This window comes from Vibrio sp. A37 (genome assembly GCF_059777565.1).
In genome coordinates this window covers 110805-127217 of the sequence record NZ_JBLNLI010000009.1, presented here as the reverse complement: position 1 = coordinate 127217, position 16413 = coordinate 110805, and the positions used below count along the sequence as shown (strand labels likewise).

General features: G+C 44.3%; 12 protein-coding genes. 7 read left to right on the top strand and 5 right to left on the bottom strand.

Annotated elements, in window-relative coordinates; all coding sequences use genetic code 11:
- Positions 1 to 66 precede the first annotated feature (66 nt).
- The gene (locus tag ACM2FC_RS16080) at positions 67 to 759 is read left to right on the top strand and encodes a pseudouridine synthase (RefSeq protein WP_498481981.1); all 693 of its coding nucleotides are present in this window, start codon (positions 67 to 69) and stop codon (positions 757 to 759) included.
- Positions 760 to 844: 85 nt separating this feature from the next.
- Here ACM2FC_RS16080 and aspS read toward each other — a convergent pair whose 3' ends face one another.
- On the bottom strand, positions 845 to 2623 hold the full coding sequence (gene aspS, locus ACM2FC_RS16075) for an aspartate--tRNA ligase (protein WP_498481980.1): 1779 nt from the start codon (positions 2621 to 2623) through the stop codon (positions 845 to 847).
- Positions 2624 to 2914: 291 nt separating this feature from the next.
- Here aspS and ACM2FC_RS16070 point away from each other — a divergent pair, with 291 nt between their 5' ends.
- The 6 genes from ACM2FC_RS16070 (at position 2915) to ACM2FC_RS16045 (ending at position 9017) form a co-directional block, all read left to right on the top strand.
- Positions 2915 to 3781: a DUF72 domain-containing protein gene (locus ACM2FC_RS16070; RefSeq protein ID WP_498481979.1), complete on the top strand. Its 867-nt coding sequence runs from the start codon at positions 2915 to 2917 to the stop codon at positions 3779 to 3781.
- A gap of 120 nt (positions 3782 to 3901) precedes the next feature.
- Positions 3902 to 4630, top strand: a complete 729-nt coding sequence (gene cmoA, locus ACM2FC_RS16065) for a carboxy-S-adenosyl-L-methionine synthase CmoA (protein ID WP_498481978.1) — start codon at positions 3902 to 3904, stop codon at positions 4628 to 4630.
- 43 nt (positions 4631 to 4673) lie between these two features.
- Positions 4674 to 5645 (top strand): tRNA 5-methoxyuridine(34)/uridine 5-oxyacetic acid(34) synthase CmoB, encoded by a 972-nt coding sequence (cmoB, locus tag ACM2FC_RS16060; protein WP_498481977.1) that lies wholly within the window; start codon positions 4674 to 4676, stop codon positions 5643 to 5645.
- A 134-nt stretch (positions 5646 to 5779) separates the two neighbouring features.
- Entirely contained in the window at positions 5780 to 6523 is a 744-nt protein-coding gene (locus ACM2FC_RS16055) for an ATP-dependent zinc protease family protein (protein WP_498481976.1), read from the top strand.
- A gap of 26 nt (positions 6524 to 6549) precedes the next feature.
- The gene (locus ACM2FC_RS16050) at positions 6550 to 8055 is read left to right on the top strand and encodes an inactive transglutaminase family protein (protein WP_498481975.1); all 1506 of its coding nucleotides are present in this window, start codon (positions 6550 to 6552) and stop codon (positions 8053 to 8055) included.
- 2 nt (positions 8056 to 8057) lie between these two features.
- Positions 8058 to 9017, top strand: a complete 960-nt coding sequence (locus tag ACM2FC_RS16045) for an alpha-L-glutamate ligase-like protein (protein WP_498481974.1) — start codon at positions 8058 to 8060, stop codon at positions 9015 to 9017.
- 93 nt (positions 9018 to 9110) lie between these two features.
- Here ACM2FC_RS16045 and mukB read toward each other — a convergent pair whose 3' ends face one another.
- From mukB to cmoM, 4 genes are read right to left on the bottom strand one after another with little or no spacing between them, the layout of a single operon-like run.
- Complete coding sequence (gene mukB / locus ACM2FC_RS16040) at positions 9111 to 13565, bottom strand: chromosome partition protein MukB (protein WP_498481973.1); 4455 nt, start codon at positions 13563 to 13565, stop codon at positions 9111 to 9113.
- Positions 13562 to 14287, bottom strand: a complete 726-nt coding sequence (gene mukE, locus ACM2FC_RS16035) for a chromosome partition protein MukE (RefSeq protein ID WP_498481972.1) — start codon at positions 14285 to 14287, stop codon at positions 13562 to 13564. The genes mukB and mukE overlap by 4 nt, the downstream gene beginning before the upstream one ends.
- Entirely contained in the window at positions 14268 to 15605 is a 1338-nt protein-coding gene (gene mukF, locus ACM2FC_RS16030; RefSeq protein ID WP_498481971.1) for a chromosome partition protein MukF, read from the bottom strand. Before mukF ends, mukE begins: the two co-directional genes overlap by 20 nt.
- A gap of 8 nt (positions 15606 to 15613) precedes the next feature.
- Positions 15614 to 16399 carry a tRNA uridine 5-oxyacetic acid(34) methyltransferase CmoM gene (gene cmoM / locus ACM2FC_RS16025; RefSeq protein ID WP_498481970.1) on the bottom strand — a complete coding sequence of 262 codons (786 nt, stop codon included), beginning with the start codon at positions 16397 to 16399 and terminating at the stop codon, positions 15614 to 15616.
- Positions 16400 to 16413: the final 14 nt, after the last annotated feature.

Below are 16413 nucleotides of genomic sequence, written 5' to 3'. Positions count from 1 at the left end.
AGCTCATAACTATAGTTCATAAAACTTTTACATACATAATCGTTACTTTTTTGCAGGTTAGTTAACATGCCACCACGCTCAAATAGAGATACCTCTCATACAGCTCGTACAAAGCGCAATAACAATTCAAACGACAAGCGCCGAGCACAATCAGGGAAAGCAACTCTCTCGAAAAGTAAATATAAAGTGAAGAAGAAGCCTCAAACGATTTCGAAAAGCGAAACAAAAGTTCTCATCTTTAACAAACCATACGACACACTCAGCCAGTTTACCGATGGTCAAGGTAGACAAACACTTGCGGATTACATCCCTGTAAAAGATGTCTATGCCGCAGGCAGACTAGATAGAGACAGTGAAGGCCTTCTGGTATTAACCAATGACGGTATCTTGCAAGCTAAATTAACCCAGCCGTCTTCTAAGTCGCCTAAAACCTATTGGGTACAAGTGGAAGGTGCACCAAACGAAAGTGATTTAGACAAACTGCGAAAAGGTGTTGAGCTCAAAGACGGTATGACTCTACCTGCCAAAGTTGAAGTCATGACAGAGCCCGACTTGTGGGAAAGAAATCCACCTGTGCGCTTTCGAGCTAGTATCCCAACCACTTGGCTCTCTATTACCATCACTGAAGGGCGAAATCGCCAAGTTCGTCGAATGACGGCCAATATTGGCTTTCCTACTTTAAGGCTCGTTCGATACTCAGTGGGAAGCATCAAGCTTGCAGGGTTACAACCCGGAGAATGGAAAGAGATCAACTTGTAGCTATTTTTTCAGCTCAGCAAGGTCGATCAAAAACGCCACTTCTAATATGAAGTGGCGTTTTTTCTATATCACTTGAGTAATCGAATTACTCAGCGTCTTTTTCTTTCGCTACTGTCACTGCAATCGCAAGCTCATCAAGTGCTGCTGGGTTAGCAACGCTAGGTGCGTCAGTGAGCAAACATGCAGCCGCTGTCGTTTTAGGGAACGCAATCACATCACGGATGTTTTCTGTTCCGCAAAGCAGCATTACTAAGCGGTCAAGACCAAATGCTAAGCCAGCGTGTGGAGGCGTACCAAACTTCAGAGCATCCAGTAGGAAACCAAACTTAAGCTTCTGCTCATCCGCATCAATTCCTAGAATATCGAAAACAGTCGCTTGCATTTCTGCATTGTGGATACGCACAGAACCACCGCCCACTTCATAGCCATTGATAACCATATCGTAAGCATTAGAGTTTGCAGCTGCAGGGTTCGCTTTCAACTCTTCTGGTGATACACCTAGAGGAGAAGTAAATGGATGGTGCATTGCATGCAGGTTACCTTCGTCGTCTTCCTCAAACATTGGGAAGTCAACAACCCATAGAGGTGCCCAAGCAGACTCGTTGGTCAACTCTAGGTCTTTACCTACTTTAAGTCTTAACGCGCCCATTGCTTCTGCCACAACGTTAGCTTTGTCTGCACCAAACAAAATGATGTCACCAGATTCAGCTTGTGTGCGATCTAGAATGCCATTAATAACATCTTCGTTTAGGAACTTAGCGACTGGAGACTGAACACCTTCAACGCCAGCTGCGCGATCGTTCACTTTCATCCAAGCTAGGCCTTTCGCGCCATAGATACCAACGTAATCTGCATAACCATCAATTTGCTTACGAGTCAGCTTCGCACCACCTGGAACGCGAATAACGGCTACACGGCCTTTCTCATCGTTAGCTGGACCAGAGAATACTTTGAACTCAACGTCTTTCACTAGATCGGCAACATCCACCAATTCTAGTGGGTTACGCAAGTCCGGCTTGTCAGAACCGAAACGACGAATCGCTTCGCTAAACGGCATCACTGGGAACTCACCAAGATTTACATCAAGTAGCTCTTGCCACATATCGCGGACCATTTTTTCAGTGGTCGCGCGTACTTCGTCAGCAGACATAAACGAAGTTTCGATATCGATTTGGGTGAATTCTGGCTGTCTATCTGCACGTAAATCTTCGTCACGGAAACACTTAACGATTTGATAGTAACGATCGAAACCAGACATCATCAGCAGCTGTTTGAATAGCTGTGGAGATTGTGGAAGCGCGTAGAAGCTACCTTTGTGTACACGACTAGGCACTAGGTAATCACGTGCGCCTTCAGGTGTCGCTTTAGTAAGCACTGGTGTTTCGATATCAAGGAAGCCATTGTCATCTAGGAAACGACGCACAAAGCTTGATGCTTTCGCACGCAGTTTAATACGATCGCTCATTTCAGGGCGACGTAAGTCTAGATAACGATATTTTAAGCGTTGCTCTTCAGTATTCGTTTGGTTGAAATCAAGTGGCAGAACATCTGCACGGTTGATGATTTCAAGAGACTTGGCAAGAAGCTCTACTTCGCCCGTAGCCATGTCTTTGTTAACTTGGCTGTCAGGGCGCGCACGCACTTCACCCGTGAGTTTGATGCAAAACTCGTTACGAAGTTGGTTTGCTACTTCATACGCATCTGCCATATCGGGATCAACAACAACCTGAACGATACCTTCACGATCTCGCATATCTATAAAAATTAGACCGCCTAAATCACGGCGACGGTTAACCCAGCCGCAAAGTTCTACTTCTTGTCCTGCAAGGGACTTGTTCAGGTGACCGCAATAATGGGTGCGCATAATGAAATTCCCAACCTCTTATTTAATTAATCTGTCTGTATTTGCAGCAAGTTTGAACGCAGCAAATCAAACCTCCATTTATACGCTGAAAGTCAGACAAAATCGACTCTCAGCGGACATATTTCTCGGTTTTATTTTGCGACGAATGAAATCCGCTAAAATTTGGCGCAGATTATATACCCAATTAAGCTCAAGATGCGAGTTTCAACGTGACTGAGTAATGTTGCGGTACCAGAGCGTCAAAATCTCAAGTAGACTGAACCCTTTCTACTTCTCTGCGACTTTAACAACATGACCACTCTTCCCCTTCGCTTAGGTCTTACCATGTGGTCACACTCTCAGTGGCAACAATCGTTTTATGGCAAAGGCACTTCAAACTCTGAGCGATTAGAAAAATACGCTCAGGTGTTTCATTGTGTCGAAGGTAACACAACATTTTATGCAACCCCTTCCGTGTCTACTGTGAACAACTGGCGAGCTGCTACGCACGATGATTTCAGCTTTACCTTTAAATTGCCAAAAGCCATTACTCATCAGCAAATGCTCAACCACTCTCAAGCAGAGCTTAAGCAGTTTTTAACCGTGATGGAGCCGCTTCACGATCGTATTGGTCAATGGACAATTCAGCTGCCCGCTGCATTTTCGTTCGAACACTTAGAACGCCTGAAACGTTTCTGCACGTATTTTCCCGAAGGTAGTGGTTTAGGCGTTGAAGTGCGCAATATGGTCTTCTTCAACAAAAAAGAAGAAGAGAAGCTTTTTAATCAGTGGTTAATAGAAACTGGCGTGAATCGAATCATTATGGATAGCAGACCAGTATTTGCTGCTGAGCCTTCTACTGCATCCGTTATTGACGCTCAGCAGAAAAAGCCGAAAGTGCCGGTCCACGCTATCTCTACGTCTAACAATCCAATGATACGTTTTATCGGTCATCCAAATATTGACCAGAACAGCGAGTTTTTTAAGCCTTGGGTAAACAAACTGCCCGAGTGGATTGCGCAAGGGAAACAACCGTATTTAATGATTCACACGCCAGATAATATTCAAGCACCTGAACTAGCTCTTAAGCTGTATACCGAGTTACAACAAGTTGTTCAGTTGCCAGCGCTGAATACATTTCCTGCCAACGATGGTGAGTCACAAATCAGCATGTTCTAAAACGTGATTTAACTTAGTTTGCGTCGAAAGATGACAATGTGACTAAGTTCCCATAAAATATCCGCCCCTTAGAGTCAGCTTAGAAACTCGGTTGACGGTTTATTTGATGAGATAAGTTCAATGAGCAATAAAGACACCATTTTTTCAGCTCCGATTGATAAAATTGGCGATTTTACCTTCGACGAAAAAGTTGCTGAGGTCTTTCCGGATATGATCCAACGTTCGGTACCGGGTTACAGCAATATTATTTCGGCTATCGGGATGCTCGCTGAACGCTACGTTAAACCAAATACACAAGTCTACGATCTTGGTTGTTCACTTGGAGCTGCGACACTGTCAATGCGTCGACACATCCAAAGTGAAGGATGCCAAATCATTGCTGTTGATAATTCTCATGCCATGGTAGAACGCTGCAAACTTCACGTGAACGCCTATCGCTCAGATACACCGGTCAATGTTGTCGAAGCTGATATCCGTGAAGTGGAGATCCAAAATGCTTCCATGGTCGTGCTTAACTTTACCCTGCAATTTCTCGCTCCAGACGATAGGTTATCTCTACTAAAACGTGTTTATGATGGCTTACGTCCCGGAGGCATACTTATCCTGTCTGAAAAGTACACCTTCGAAGATGACGCTTCAAATGAGCTACTTATTGATTTACACCACAGCTTTAAGCGAGCAAATGGTTACAGCGAACTAGAAGTTAGCCAGAAAAGAAGTGCCATTGAAAATGTCATGCGCCCTGACTCTATCGCAATGCACAAAGAAAGGTTACAAGGCATTGGTTTCTCTAGCTGTGAAATGTGGTTCCAATGCTTTAACTTTGGCTCTATGTTTGCCATTAAATAAATATCAATATCCAACTAACTTATTAAAAAGTCGATAGATTAACATGTTTGATTTCGCCAATTTTTACCAACTAATAGCTCAAGATACTCGCCTACAACCTTGGCTAAATGTTCTGCCACAGCAACTGACTGATTGGTCTAATGCAGAGCATGGCGACTTTGACCGCTGGTTAAGAGCACTAAACAAAATCTCTTCTGCAAAACCAGATTCTATCAACCTTAAAGACTCCGTTACTATCGCCAACGATGAGCCAATGCATCAAGGTGAATTAAGAAAGTTAGAAAACCTACTCAAAACTTTCCACCCTTGGCGAAAAGGCCCATACAACGTTCACGGAATACACATTGATACCGAGTGGCGCAGTGATTGGAAGTGGGATCGCTTGCTTCCACATATCTCACCCTTGAAAAACCGTTCAGTCCTCGATGTGGGCTGCGGCAACGGCTATCACATGTGGCGTATGCTTGGCGAAGGCGCGCGTTCGTGTGTCGGTATCGACCCATCACACCTGTTCCTTATCCAATTCGAAGCAATTCGCAAGTTGATGGGCGATAACCAACAGGCGCACCTATTGCCTCTAGGAATAGAACAACTACCGAAATTGGAAGCGTTCGACACCGTATTCAGCATGGGCGTTCTGTATCACCGCCGCTCTCCTCTCGACCATTTGCTTCAACTTAAAGATCAACTCGTATCTGGTGGCGAACTAGTATTAGAAACATTAGTTATTGATGGCGATGAAAATGCGGTACTAGTGCCAACTGACCGTTACGCGCAAATGAGAAACGTGTACTTTTTCCCATCGGCGAAAGCCCTCAAAGTGTGGCTAGAGAAATGTGGTTTCGAAAATGTGCGTATTGTTGATGAAAACATCACTACTACGGGCGAACAGCGAACAACCGAGTGGATGACTCACAACTCTCTCCCAGATTATCTGGACGAAAATGATCCAAGTAAAACAACGGAAGGCCACCCTGCACCACGCCGAGCGATTTTGATTGCGGACAAACCTTAATCAACATTGTGTTAGCTTTGCGTTATATTTGACCTAGCACTGTCACACACTGGTTTTAGGAGGCTTCACGCCTCCTTTTTTCTACGCTACACTCAGCGCACACTTCGTTTTATATCCAAGCAATAAGGTTTTAAATGTATAAGAAAATAGCCCCAGTATTGGTATTCAGTTTTTTGTCTGGGTGCAGCTTGGTAAATGGCGAACAATATCACCAAGAGAACCTCAAAGCGATCAAAGCTTCAGAACACAACGTCAATATAAAAATTAACGAACTCAACCTTCAATTGAGAAGGCAAGCTCTACAAATATCTAGCCTTCGCTCAGAAGTGAATACGCTAAATTCGGACATAGAGAAATACCATAAAGATAACATCAGCCATACGACAAACGCTTCAGTTAAGCCTGTTGTTGAGCAACCCTCCCCCACTGCAACAGCCCAACAGCAGCCAACAACAAAAAACATGCTTGGTGAGTTAGAGACTGTCCACATCGACTCTATTGATAAAAACTTTACAGCACGAATCGACACTGGTGCCGCGACGTCATCACTGAATGCGGTAAATATTCAAGAATTTGAGCGCAACGGTCAGCAATGGGTTAAGTTTCACTTATTTGATGGAAAACAGGCCATTGATGATAAAGTTTGGCTTGAAGCACCTGTACTTAAACATGTTAAAGTAAGGCAAGCGACCGTAAGCAAAGCAAAGCGTAGAGCCGTCATCGAACTATGGATTAAAGTTGGAGCAATCCATGAAAAAGTTCAGTTTACCTTAGCAGATAGGACCCAGATGAAATATCCAGTGCTATTAGGTCGAGAGTTTATACGTGACATAGCAGTTGTCGACGTCAGTAAACAGTTTTTGCAAACGGAAAAGTAAGAAATTAGAAAAAAGAAAGGACGCTTATGACATCCAGAATTCCCTTCTATCTATCAGTGTTTATGCTGATTGCTGTTGGCATCTTACTAAGTGTCTTTCGACACCAGCACTATGGTGTTCCATACTTGCCGGGCGATACCCGCCAAGTATGGGATGTTGAAGCACGCATTGAATTCTCAGCCTTAGATAAACCAGTCAAGATTTCTCTTGCTATCCCAGACACACAACATGGTTATACTAGAACTAGTCGCTCCTCTTCTTCTCCTGGCTATGGCGTTTCCTACGTCAAATCAGAATCAGGCGAGCGCGCAGAATGGACTATCCGTGATGCAAAGGGCCCCCAAACTATCTACTATAAGACTCAATTTTTGGTCGACCCACAATCCCGATTTAAAGCAGAGCCTCCAACTGGAGAAATAAAAAAACCGACATTCGATGGACCAACTGAAGCAGCGGCTACCGCTCTAATCCAAAGAGCCAATCGACTGTCAGCAGATGACGTCACTTTCACTCGGGAATTAATCAAATTTATCAATGACAATGAAAGTCAAAACGCAGCCTTACTTCTAAACAGTATGAGCAAAGTCGAGGTCATTCATCAGCTATTGTCGTACTCCAATATTGCCAATAAGATCGTTGGTGTCATTGAGCTACAAGATGGCCGCAGACGTCAGCAACTGCAAAAAATGAATGAAGTGTGGAACGGCAGTGAGTGGGTGTTATTTAATCCAAATACCGTAAGCCAAGATATTCAATCGAATCTGTTAGTTTGGGATGAATCCAATGTCTCATTGTTGGACGTGATTGGCGGACAAAATAGCCAAGTTCATTTCTCGATGATCGAGCAAAAAGTGTCAGCCCAAGCAGCAACTAGAGATAAAGTAGAAGCAGATGGTTTGTTAAATCTATCGATTCATAGCCTGCCACTGGAAGAGCAAGCCATGTTCAAAACCATTATGTTGATTCCAATTGGTGCTTTGATTGTCGTGTTCCTGCGCGTCATTGTTGGTTTAAAAACCTCAGGTACATTCATGCCTGTTTTGATTGCAGTTGCTTTTGTTCAAACTCAGCTTTTAACCGGTATTATTGGCTTTCTGTTGATTGTTGGTACTGGACTAATTATTCGAAGTTACTTATCCAAACTCAACTTACTACTGGTTGCGCGAATATCGGCTGTGATTATTGCTGTCATCATGATTATTGCCCTCTTTACGGTACTCGCCTTTAAACTAGGCTTAACGGAAGGCCTCACTATTACGTTCTTCCCAATGATCATTTTGTCTTGGACAGTAGAAAGAATGTCGATTCTCTGGGAAGAGGAAGGAGCAAAAGAAGTGCTCATCCAGGGAGGAGGCTCCTTGTTTACAGCGGTCATCGTGTACCTTGGCATGACAAACTCGTACATACAACATCTAACATTTAACTTCATTGGTGTTCAGCTCATCGTAATGGCGTGCATTTTGATGCTCGGTACTTACACAGGCTATCGTTTAACTGAACTTCGCCGCTTCAAGCCTTTAACGGAGGACTAAAGATGTTATCTTGTTTTACATCACCCAGTAAACTCCGTCATAAAGGCATACTGGGCATGAATCAAAGGAACAACCACTATATCGGGCAATATAATGACCGCTCTAAGTTTCCGATGGTTGATGACAAATTAAAAACGAAGCTCCTCGCTGAGCAAGCTGGATGTACCGTTCCAAAATTAATCGGCGTGATTAGCCATCAAGCAGAAGTCAAAGGCATTCACAAGATGATCAAAGACTGGCCCGGCTTTGTCATCAAACCAGCTCATGGCAGTGGCGGAAAAGGTATTTTGGTCATCTTGTCTCATGAAGATGGCCGTTACACAAAACCATCTGGTGAAGTCATTGGTAAAGAAGATGTAGAACGCCACTTATCGAATGCTTTAGCGGGTCTATTTTCCTTGGGCGGAAAAAACGATGTAGCCGTAGTAGAAAACCTGATTAAATTTGATGATTGCTTTGAAGGTTTTAGCTACGAGGGTGTACCGGATATTCGCATCATTGTGTTTAAGGGCTATCCCGTTATGGCAATGATGCGCTGTTCAACAGCGGCATCGGATGGCAAAGCAAACTTGCACCAAGGAGCAGTCGGAGTAGGCTTAGATATCGCCACTGGCAAAGCCATCCGTGCCGTCCAATACGATAAACCCATCGAACAACACCCTGACACTGGCAAAGATCTGCTCACTTTAACTGTTCCACATTGGGAAAAGCTACTTACTCTTGCAGCTGGCGCATGGGAGATGACTGGCCTCGGTTACATGGGCACAGACATGGTGTTGGATAAAGAAGAAGGACCAATGGTGCTAGAGCTCAATGCTCGCCCGGGATTGGCGATTCAGATTGCCAACGGTGCTGGCCTACTACCAAGGCTTCATCATATAGAGTCTATGGGTGTGTCACTTGAGTACCCTAAGCCTGCTGAGAGAGTAAAATATGCTGCAAGGCAGTTTGGAGCGTCTTGAAACCTGTCGTCACTAATCGTTTAGACTTTCCTTTGCAATAGAGACAAAAAGCCCCAAGTATTTCAGTACTTGGGGCTTAGTAGTAAGAACAGTTTACACTTCTTCTGCTAGCTCTTCTTCCTGATCACTTTGCTTGGCCTGACCAAATCCTCGAAGGCCAACCACATGCACGTGTTCGTGGTCTTTAAACACTTTACGTACCAGCTTGTAGGTGGTGCCTTTTTCGGGGCTAATGTTTTCAGGGGCTGCGATTAGAAGTTGCATGTCTAAGCGTTCACACAATTCAAATAGTGTCGAGATAGATTTCGCATCCAATCGTGCAGCCTCATCTAGGAACAGCAATCGACATGGGATGATCTCTTTGCTGCGCAAGCGGCGTGCTTCTTCTTCCCAACTTTGAACGACCATCAACAAAATTGACTGACCAGTACCTATCGCTTCACCCGTTGAAAGTGCGCCAGATTCGGCTTGTAGCCAACCATCAGAGCCACGGTTAACCTCAACGCTCAATTCCAAGTAGTTGCGGTAGTCCAATAACTCTTCGCCAAATATTTGCGGAGAACGTTGGCCTAAGTCGATATGTGGATTCACTCGCTGGAATAGTTTCGCCATCGCTTCTGAAAAGGTGAGCCTAGAGCTTTCAAATAGGTCTTTATGCTGCGATTGATGCTCAGACAGCCCACGCAATAACACGGAATGGCTATCACGAGTTTTCACGTTTAAGCGAACACCTTTTACCTGACCAAAAGCAATATTCGACAGACCTTGGTTGAGCAGTCGAATTCGGTTTTGCTCACGCTGAATGGTTTTGGTAATGATGGTCGCAACCGATGCAGAGCTGATTGCAAGGCGGTTTTCACGCTGAGTCAACTCTTCAGTGAGCCTCGCAAGTTCCACTTCCATCTCTTCAATAGCTTCAACAGGATCCGCCGTTTGAATAATATCGTGACGAATACGCTCGCGTAGATGTTGATACACTGCAATGTAGAACAATACCTTACGCTCTGGCCTCGCGTTGTCTTCTGACAATCTCAGTGCGTCACGCAGGTTTTCGTTATCAGCAACCGCTAAACGCAGTGCACCCAGAGATTTATCCGACATCGAACGTAGCTCTTCAGCGGACAAGTAAATAAGCTCGCGTCTGTTTAGCTTGCTTTCTACATCGTTTTGTCTCGCCAGCTTCAGTACAGAGCACCAGCCAGCTTTGGCAGCAACAACAAAAGTGCGAAGCTCGATATACTCCTTCTTAGCCGCTTTCGCTCGCTTGAGTAAGCTCTTCATTTCTAGCTCAGTCGAAGTGGTCGTGCGTTCGAATTCACTCTTGCGATTTCGAGCACCTTGCAGCTGCTCTTGCAATTCATTGCGGCGATGCTGTGCTTGTACCAAAGCACCTTCGTCAGCCACGACGCCTAGTTCGCTCATTTCGGTACGAAACTCTTGCACCGTTTCTTGTTTCGCTTGGTAAGAGCTTTTTAAAGAAGCCATCAACTGGTTGTACTGACTGACTTGGCTTCGCGCTTGTTTCACTTCATCGCGTGAACGAATTTTCGTTCGTTCTGCATCGACCAATTTACGCTTAAGGTTGTCACTGAGCTCACTACTTTGGTTGAGCATGTCAACGGAGTCTGAATAGCTGAAATGTTGTTTTCTCTCCGATAAGTCAGACAGAGCAAATATTTGGGCTTTTAGTGCTTGTAGACTTGTATCTGCGCTTTGATACTCACTTTCTAGAGTTTCAAATTGCTCTGGATCGGCCTCAAGCGCATTCACAATACCTGAAAGTTCTTTCAGAGTTTTACCATGCTGACTAACGAATGCTTTCTGTTCTAACAAACTTTGTAATTTGCTATGGAGTTCATCATGCCGCTCTTGTAGAGAGTCGTCTGAAAGCAAAGCTAAGTTTGGCGACAGCTTTGCTATCAATGATAATGCTGATCTGCTTTCATTCAACCTGCTTCGATGTTGCTGCTCTTGAGCTTCAATTTCAGATAAAGCGCGCGTGATTTGATTCTTCTTCTCACGAACAGCTTGCAATGCTTTCTCTGGATCATCTTGAAAGACAACCTGTAAATGCTTGGCAACAAAATCATTAAAGCTTTGGAACAATCGTTGCAGCTTCTGGCTATCAAACGCAGCTTTCGCGTGCTGCTCAACGACTTCTTCTCTGGATTCACGCAGGTTTTCTAAACGCTGCTCACGAGCCGCCCGGCCAAACAAAGGTATTTTCGGGAAACGAGAATAACGGACTTGTCTGTCATTAAGCTGAACGCACACAGCACCATCGAGTTCATCTACCATCATGGTACTGTCGTCGAACGCGTCAACATCACCTTCGATGATATATAAATCATCTGGACAATCGTCTAAGCCCGTGAGTTTTTCTTGAATGCCTTCCAAGTCGGAAACGACTATCGCATGACGTGCCGGACCATAAATCGCACTGAAGTAAGGTGCATCTTCAAGGGTAATATCGTCATAGATTTCCGATAGTAAAACACCGCCTAAAATATCCGCTAACCCTTTTAGCCTCGGATCGTTTGAGCCTCCGGGCGATGCGATCTGCTCAATTTCTTGCTCTACTTCGTTGCGCTTAATGGCGAGCTTTTCTTTTTCAACAGTCAGCGTACGTTCTTGCTCAAGCACCGACTGCATTTGTGTCATTACCGCTTGGCTATCATATAAGTCCGCAGACGTTTGCTCTTGCAGTTTAGCTAGCGCATCATTAGCAACAATCCAAGCTGGAGCGCTGGCTTCAAGTTGCTTGATTTCACTGTCACAATCACTATCTAAACGTTTCTGCTCACTGCGTTTTTCACGCAATTCTTCAAGCGTGAGTTCTACTTCGTCGATAATGGCATTGTGCCGTTCTTGCTCCTGTTCTAATGCAAGTTCATCGGCAATCAACACATTGCTTTTTTGTTGGAATTCTTTTGCTAACGTTTCAGCTTGAGCCTTTTGTGCCAGCGAACGCTCCATATCTCGGCATTGAGAGCGCCACTGCTGTTCGTTTTGCACGATTACGCTAGCTTCACGCAGCTGTTCGATGGACAGTTTAGCAAACTGGGCAGCATCTTTTCGTTCAACTGAATCATCGACTTTTTTAACCAAGCTAAACGCTTTGTCGAACTGTTTTGCCGTTGCTGATGAAATATCGAGCTTGTGCTTTAGCGAAAGTAAGTGACTAGTTTGCTCGCTTTCATTTTGCTTCAGTTCAGAGAGCAAAGAAGTAGCAGTTTCAGCACTAACACTCTCATCTCCCAATACATCCTTAGCTTTTTCTAAGGCTTGGACTGCTTGCTGATATTGCAATGCACGAGTTTGCTGCACATCCAAGGCTTGCTGATAGTCGGCTAATTGTGTTTTTAGACTGTCCACTTCTTCTTCAGCAAAAGTAGACTGCTCTTCAGCCATCAACAACCTTTCTTGCGCCTCTTCAACAATCATCACTTGCTCTTCAAGGCGCTCACCAAGCTCTTCTAAATCTTCTTGGTAACGTTCAATTTTTTCTTGCTGACGAATAGCGGTCTGAACAAGTTGCAAGTGGTCACTCGAAGCTTGCAAATCTTGCTCAAGTGACGACTCTTGCTCGGCTAAGATTTCTAAATCTTGCTTAATTTTATTGAGTAGATTTGTCTGCTCAACAAGCGTTGAGTTGGATTTTTGCAGCTCACTGCGAAGTGACAGTGTTTGCTCTAACTTTTTACGACGCTCATTGGCGTGGCGCATGTAGTCAGCCGCAACATAGTTTGTCGATTCAGTGATCAAGTGCTTGAACAAATCACGGTCAGCTTGCGTGGTTTGAATCGCAGCCAACGTCATGCGGTTTTCACGAAGTGCGGATTCCATATCTTGGAATGCTTTCTTCACTCCACCATTTTGCGGTAGAAGGTAGTCACGCAGCGAGCGTGTAATCGCACTAGAAATACCACCATATAACGAAGCTTCAATGAGTCGATAGAACTTTGAGCGGTCGCTGCTATTACGTAATTTCTTTGGCACTACGCCGAGTTCAAACATCTGCGCGTGATAGTCAACGATAGAGTTGAAGGTTTTGAAATAGACGCCTTCTATTTCACCAACTTTATCTTTGACTTCATTAATTTGTCGCACACGAGCATGATTATCGGAGACATTTTCGATTAAAACATCGGTGGGCTTTATATCGCTTGGCAAGCCTTGAATAATAAATGGCTTGATATCCACTTTCTTATCGCGGCCAGCGACTTGTTGCAGCTTAACGGCAAAAATTACTCTTTGTTTTTTTGAGTTAACGACATCTAACGCCGCATAACAGGCACCGGGTTGGAGCTTACCAAACAGGCCTTTATCTCTTGAAGCCTGCGAACTACCGGCTTCAGTCGTATTGCGAAAGTGAAGTAAGCTTTGATCGGGTATAAGTGCGGTAATGAAGGCCGCCATTGTGGTCGATTTACCCGCTCCGTTACCACCCGATAGTGTGGTCACTAAGTTATCGATATCAAAAGTACGGGCAAAAAAGCCATTCCAGTTGATCATCGTAAGAGATTGATATTTACCTCTCTCAATCATACTTCACCTTCTAACTCAGAATTATTCTCATTGTCTACTAGCTCTTCATCTTCCAACAGGCTAGCTTGATCCGGCTTAGAGTCATGTACCACTGCTTCACCATCACGAATCAAGCGTAATTGTGCCTCACGAGCGTCGTCACCGGTGCGCACATCAGCTCCAAAGCGGAAAACCGCTTCACTAATACGAAACTTACCCGTTTCACCAATATTGATAGTCATACCGAGGCGTCTTAGGCGTCTCAGTGAGGTGCGAACCTTCTCGAATAATTTCTCACGGTCCAGATCGGACCCAGTAGCTCGGTTTGTCACCAATCGCATCAGTTTCTTCTCATCAGCGAGCTGCAATAGCTCATCGTATAGCTCTTGGTTGGTAAAAATGCCTTCGTGGGCAAGCCTCTCTGGACTTAGATAAAGAAAACATAAAACCTTACCGACTAGCATATCCAGCTCCGACAGAACACTTCTGCCAATCAACGATGTTGAGCGTGGGCGAAGATAGAAAAAGCCCTCTGGAGCTTTCACTAACTCGGTGTTGTAGCGTTTGTAAAATTGGGCTAATTCCGACTCAAAATCTGTTAGCAAGGTATGGTTGTCGAGATCTTCGCTCGAAATATGTCTTCCTGCTCGCAGCATACTGTCTAACGCAGGAAAAAGAGGATTTGATATTGCCTTAACCAGATTGTCAGGCATGTATTCGTTATTAGTATCGGTCAATGACATTCGCTTGTACCTTTGCGCCATATTCGTTAATTGCCTGCCAATCAGGTTGAATCGCTTGATAATCAGACTCGGAATACCCCAAGCGAACCGCTTGGTCGATAACGATACGGGCTAAATCAAAATGGTGGGCTTGTGGGTGAGATGACAAGTAATCGCGCAATACCGAACCGAGATCGATTGGCGCGGAACGTTCTTTATGGCTTTGCAACATTTCACCAATTCGCTCAGAAAGCTCATCGTTTACTTGTTGGAATTCTTCGTATTCCACATCAAGAGGCACTTGGCCTGTGACTTCATCATCACGCAGAACTAACGCTTCATCTCTCATATCGGTCAGTCTTTCCGCATCAGCATACGTTAGGTACCAAGGTGAATCAAAGTACTCTTGTACCGACTGACGAAGACGAGAACTAAATGCACGGTTCTTATCCATATCTATCGCGGTACGGATAAATTTGTGAACATGCCTGTCGTAACCAATCCACAAATCGATCGCTTGCTGGCCCCAGCTTGTAATGCGATCGAGTTTCATTTGAAGTGAATACAAGGTTTCAGCAATAAACTCTAGCTCTTCATTTCCATAGATAATTTCTTGAATATCTAAAAGCTGAGTCTGCAGATTATCACCCGCTGCTTGCAGTGTATCTTGCAACTCTTTTAATGTGGTTGAAGTCTCGGTTAACAAAGCTTCACAGTTATTAATCGCTTCTCGCCAGTCTTTATTCAGTAGCTCTGCAATTTGTTCTTTAACAAGTTGCTGTTGCTCATCCATAACACGCTGGTTGAGATCAATTTGGTCAAATATCTCGCTTACTGAGTACTTAAGTACGCCATAAACATTTTTCTTCCAATGCCCTGCTGTGCCGCCCTTCTGGGCTGCCTCTATGGCTTTTGCCATTTCATCCGCAACGATGGCAAGTTGGATAGAGAGCTTCAGTTTTGAGAACTCTCGATGGCGTACATAATAATCGGTAATGCCAATAGCAAGCGGCGACAAGCGATAAATGCTTGCACCATCAGTAACTTCACTAGTAAATCGACTTAACAGTCGTTGAGAAACCATTTCATTAATGGCGTTGTTGGCACGAAATGCAGTCGCTTCCCCTGTTTGTTCAAACATTTTGGTCACGAAAATAAATGCATCGTGCAACTCTCCTTCACCCATCTCTTCATCAAATCTCTCGTTGCTCAGTACCGCTAAAGCAATGAGAAATGCAAGTCGTTCAGTTGAGAGGTGTAAGGAGAAATCATGCTGCTGTATCCAGCCGACAAGTTCTTCAATCGGCTGCTCGGCAACGTGCTGAGTCTCTTCGCTCATCCTTATTCCTATTGTTCTTTCTTCCTAGCCCATACATGTATGTATCGGCCCAAGGATAAGTAGGGCTCTTTTCTACACAATTGTTGTTCGAGCGCTAGTACGTCTTCGAATTGATAGTCACCCATGTATTCCATATTCCCTATGTAATCGCTAAAACAGCGAATCCCTGATTTGCCACAAATCTCGAATCCTTGTTCCTCTATCCATTGATAGACGTCTTCTGGTAAGAGTCCTTTCTGTGGTTGCAGCTTAAATCTCTTTCTATGAGGCATTCCCTCTAATATGTGAGGAATGTTTCCACAGGTGACATTTTTATATATTAATCCATGATGGTTATAGAACATAACAGAAGCGACCCCACCTGGCCTGACTTGTTGTAAAACTGTGCTCAGTGCAGACTTTGGCTCTGCAAGCCACTCCATGACGGCATGAAACATCAGTAAATCGACAGGTTGTTCTAGGTGCTCTGAAATGGATTGAACCGGAGCATGGACAAAGCGGTAGGAATCTAGGAGCCCACACTTTTCAATATCTTTTTTTGCCAACTGCAACATCTCAGATGATAGATCGCATAGTGTAATCTCGTGTCCGAGTTTAGCAAGCTTTTGCGACATCTGCGCCAGCCCTCCCCCTGCATCAAGCACATGCAGAGATTTTTTTGGGGCTTCCAATACATCTAAAATACTGAGAAGATCTTGCCAAACAATGTGTTGACGGATCTCTCCTTTATCTGATCCGTATATATTTTTTGCAAATTTGTGGGCAATATCGTCGAAATTGCGGTCTTGAGTCACAGTCGGTACGTTAT

Coding starts and splice junctions, on each gene's coding strand:
- ACM2FC_RS16080 (WP_498481981.1), top strand. CDS start 67: ATGCCACCACGCTCAAATAGAGATACCTCTCATACAGCTCGTACAAAG.
- aspS (WP_498481980.1), bottom strand. CDS start 2,623: ATGCGCACCCATTATTGCGGTCACCTGAACAAGTCCCTTGCAGGACAA.
- ACM2FC_RS16070 (WP_498481979.1), top strand. CDS start 2,915: ATGACCACTCTTCCCCTTCGCTTAGGTCTTACCATGTGGTCACACTCT.
- cmoA (WP_498481978.1), top strand. CDS start 3,902: ATGAGCAATAAAGACACCATTTTTTCAGCTCCGATTGATAAAATTGGC.
- cmoB (WP_498481977.1), top strand. CDS start 4,674: ATGTTTGATTTCGCCAATTTTTACCAACTAATAGCTCAAGATACTCGC.
- ACM2FC_RS16055 (WP_498481976.1), top strand. CDS start 5,780: ATGTATAAGAAAATAGCCCCAGTATTGGTATTCAGTTTTTTGTCTGGG.
- ACM2FC_RS16050 (WP_498481975.1), top strand. CDS start 6,550: ATGACATCCAGAATTCCCTTCTATCTATCAGTGTTTATGCTGATTGCT.
- ACM2FC_RS16045 (WP_498481974.1), top strand. CDS start 8,058: ATGTTATCTTGTTTTACATCACCCAGTAAACTCCGTCATAAAGGCATA.
- mukB (WP_498481973.1), bottom strand. CDS start 13,565: ATGATTGAGAGAGGTAAATATCAATCTCTTACGATGATCAACTGGAAT.
- mukE (WP_498481972.1), bottom strand. CDS start 14,287: ATGTCATTGACCGATACTAATAACGAATACATGCCTGACAATCTGGTT.
- mukF (WP_498481971.1), bottom strand. CDS start 15,605: ATGAGCGAAGAGACTCAGCACGTTGCCGAGCAGCCGATTGAAGAACTT.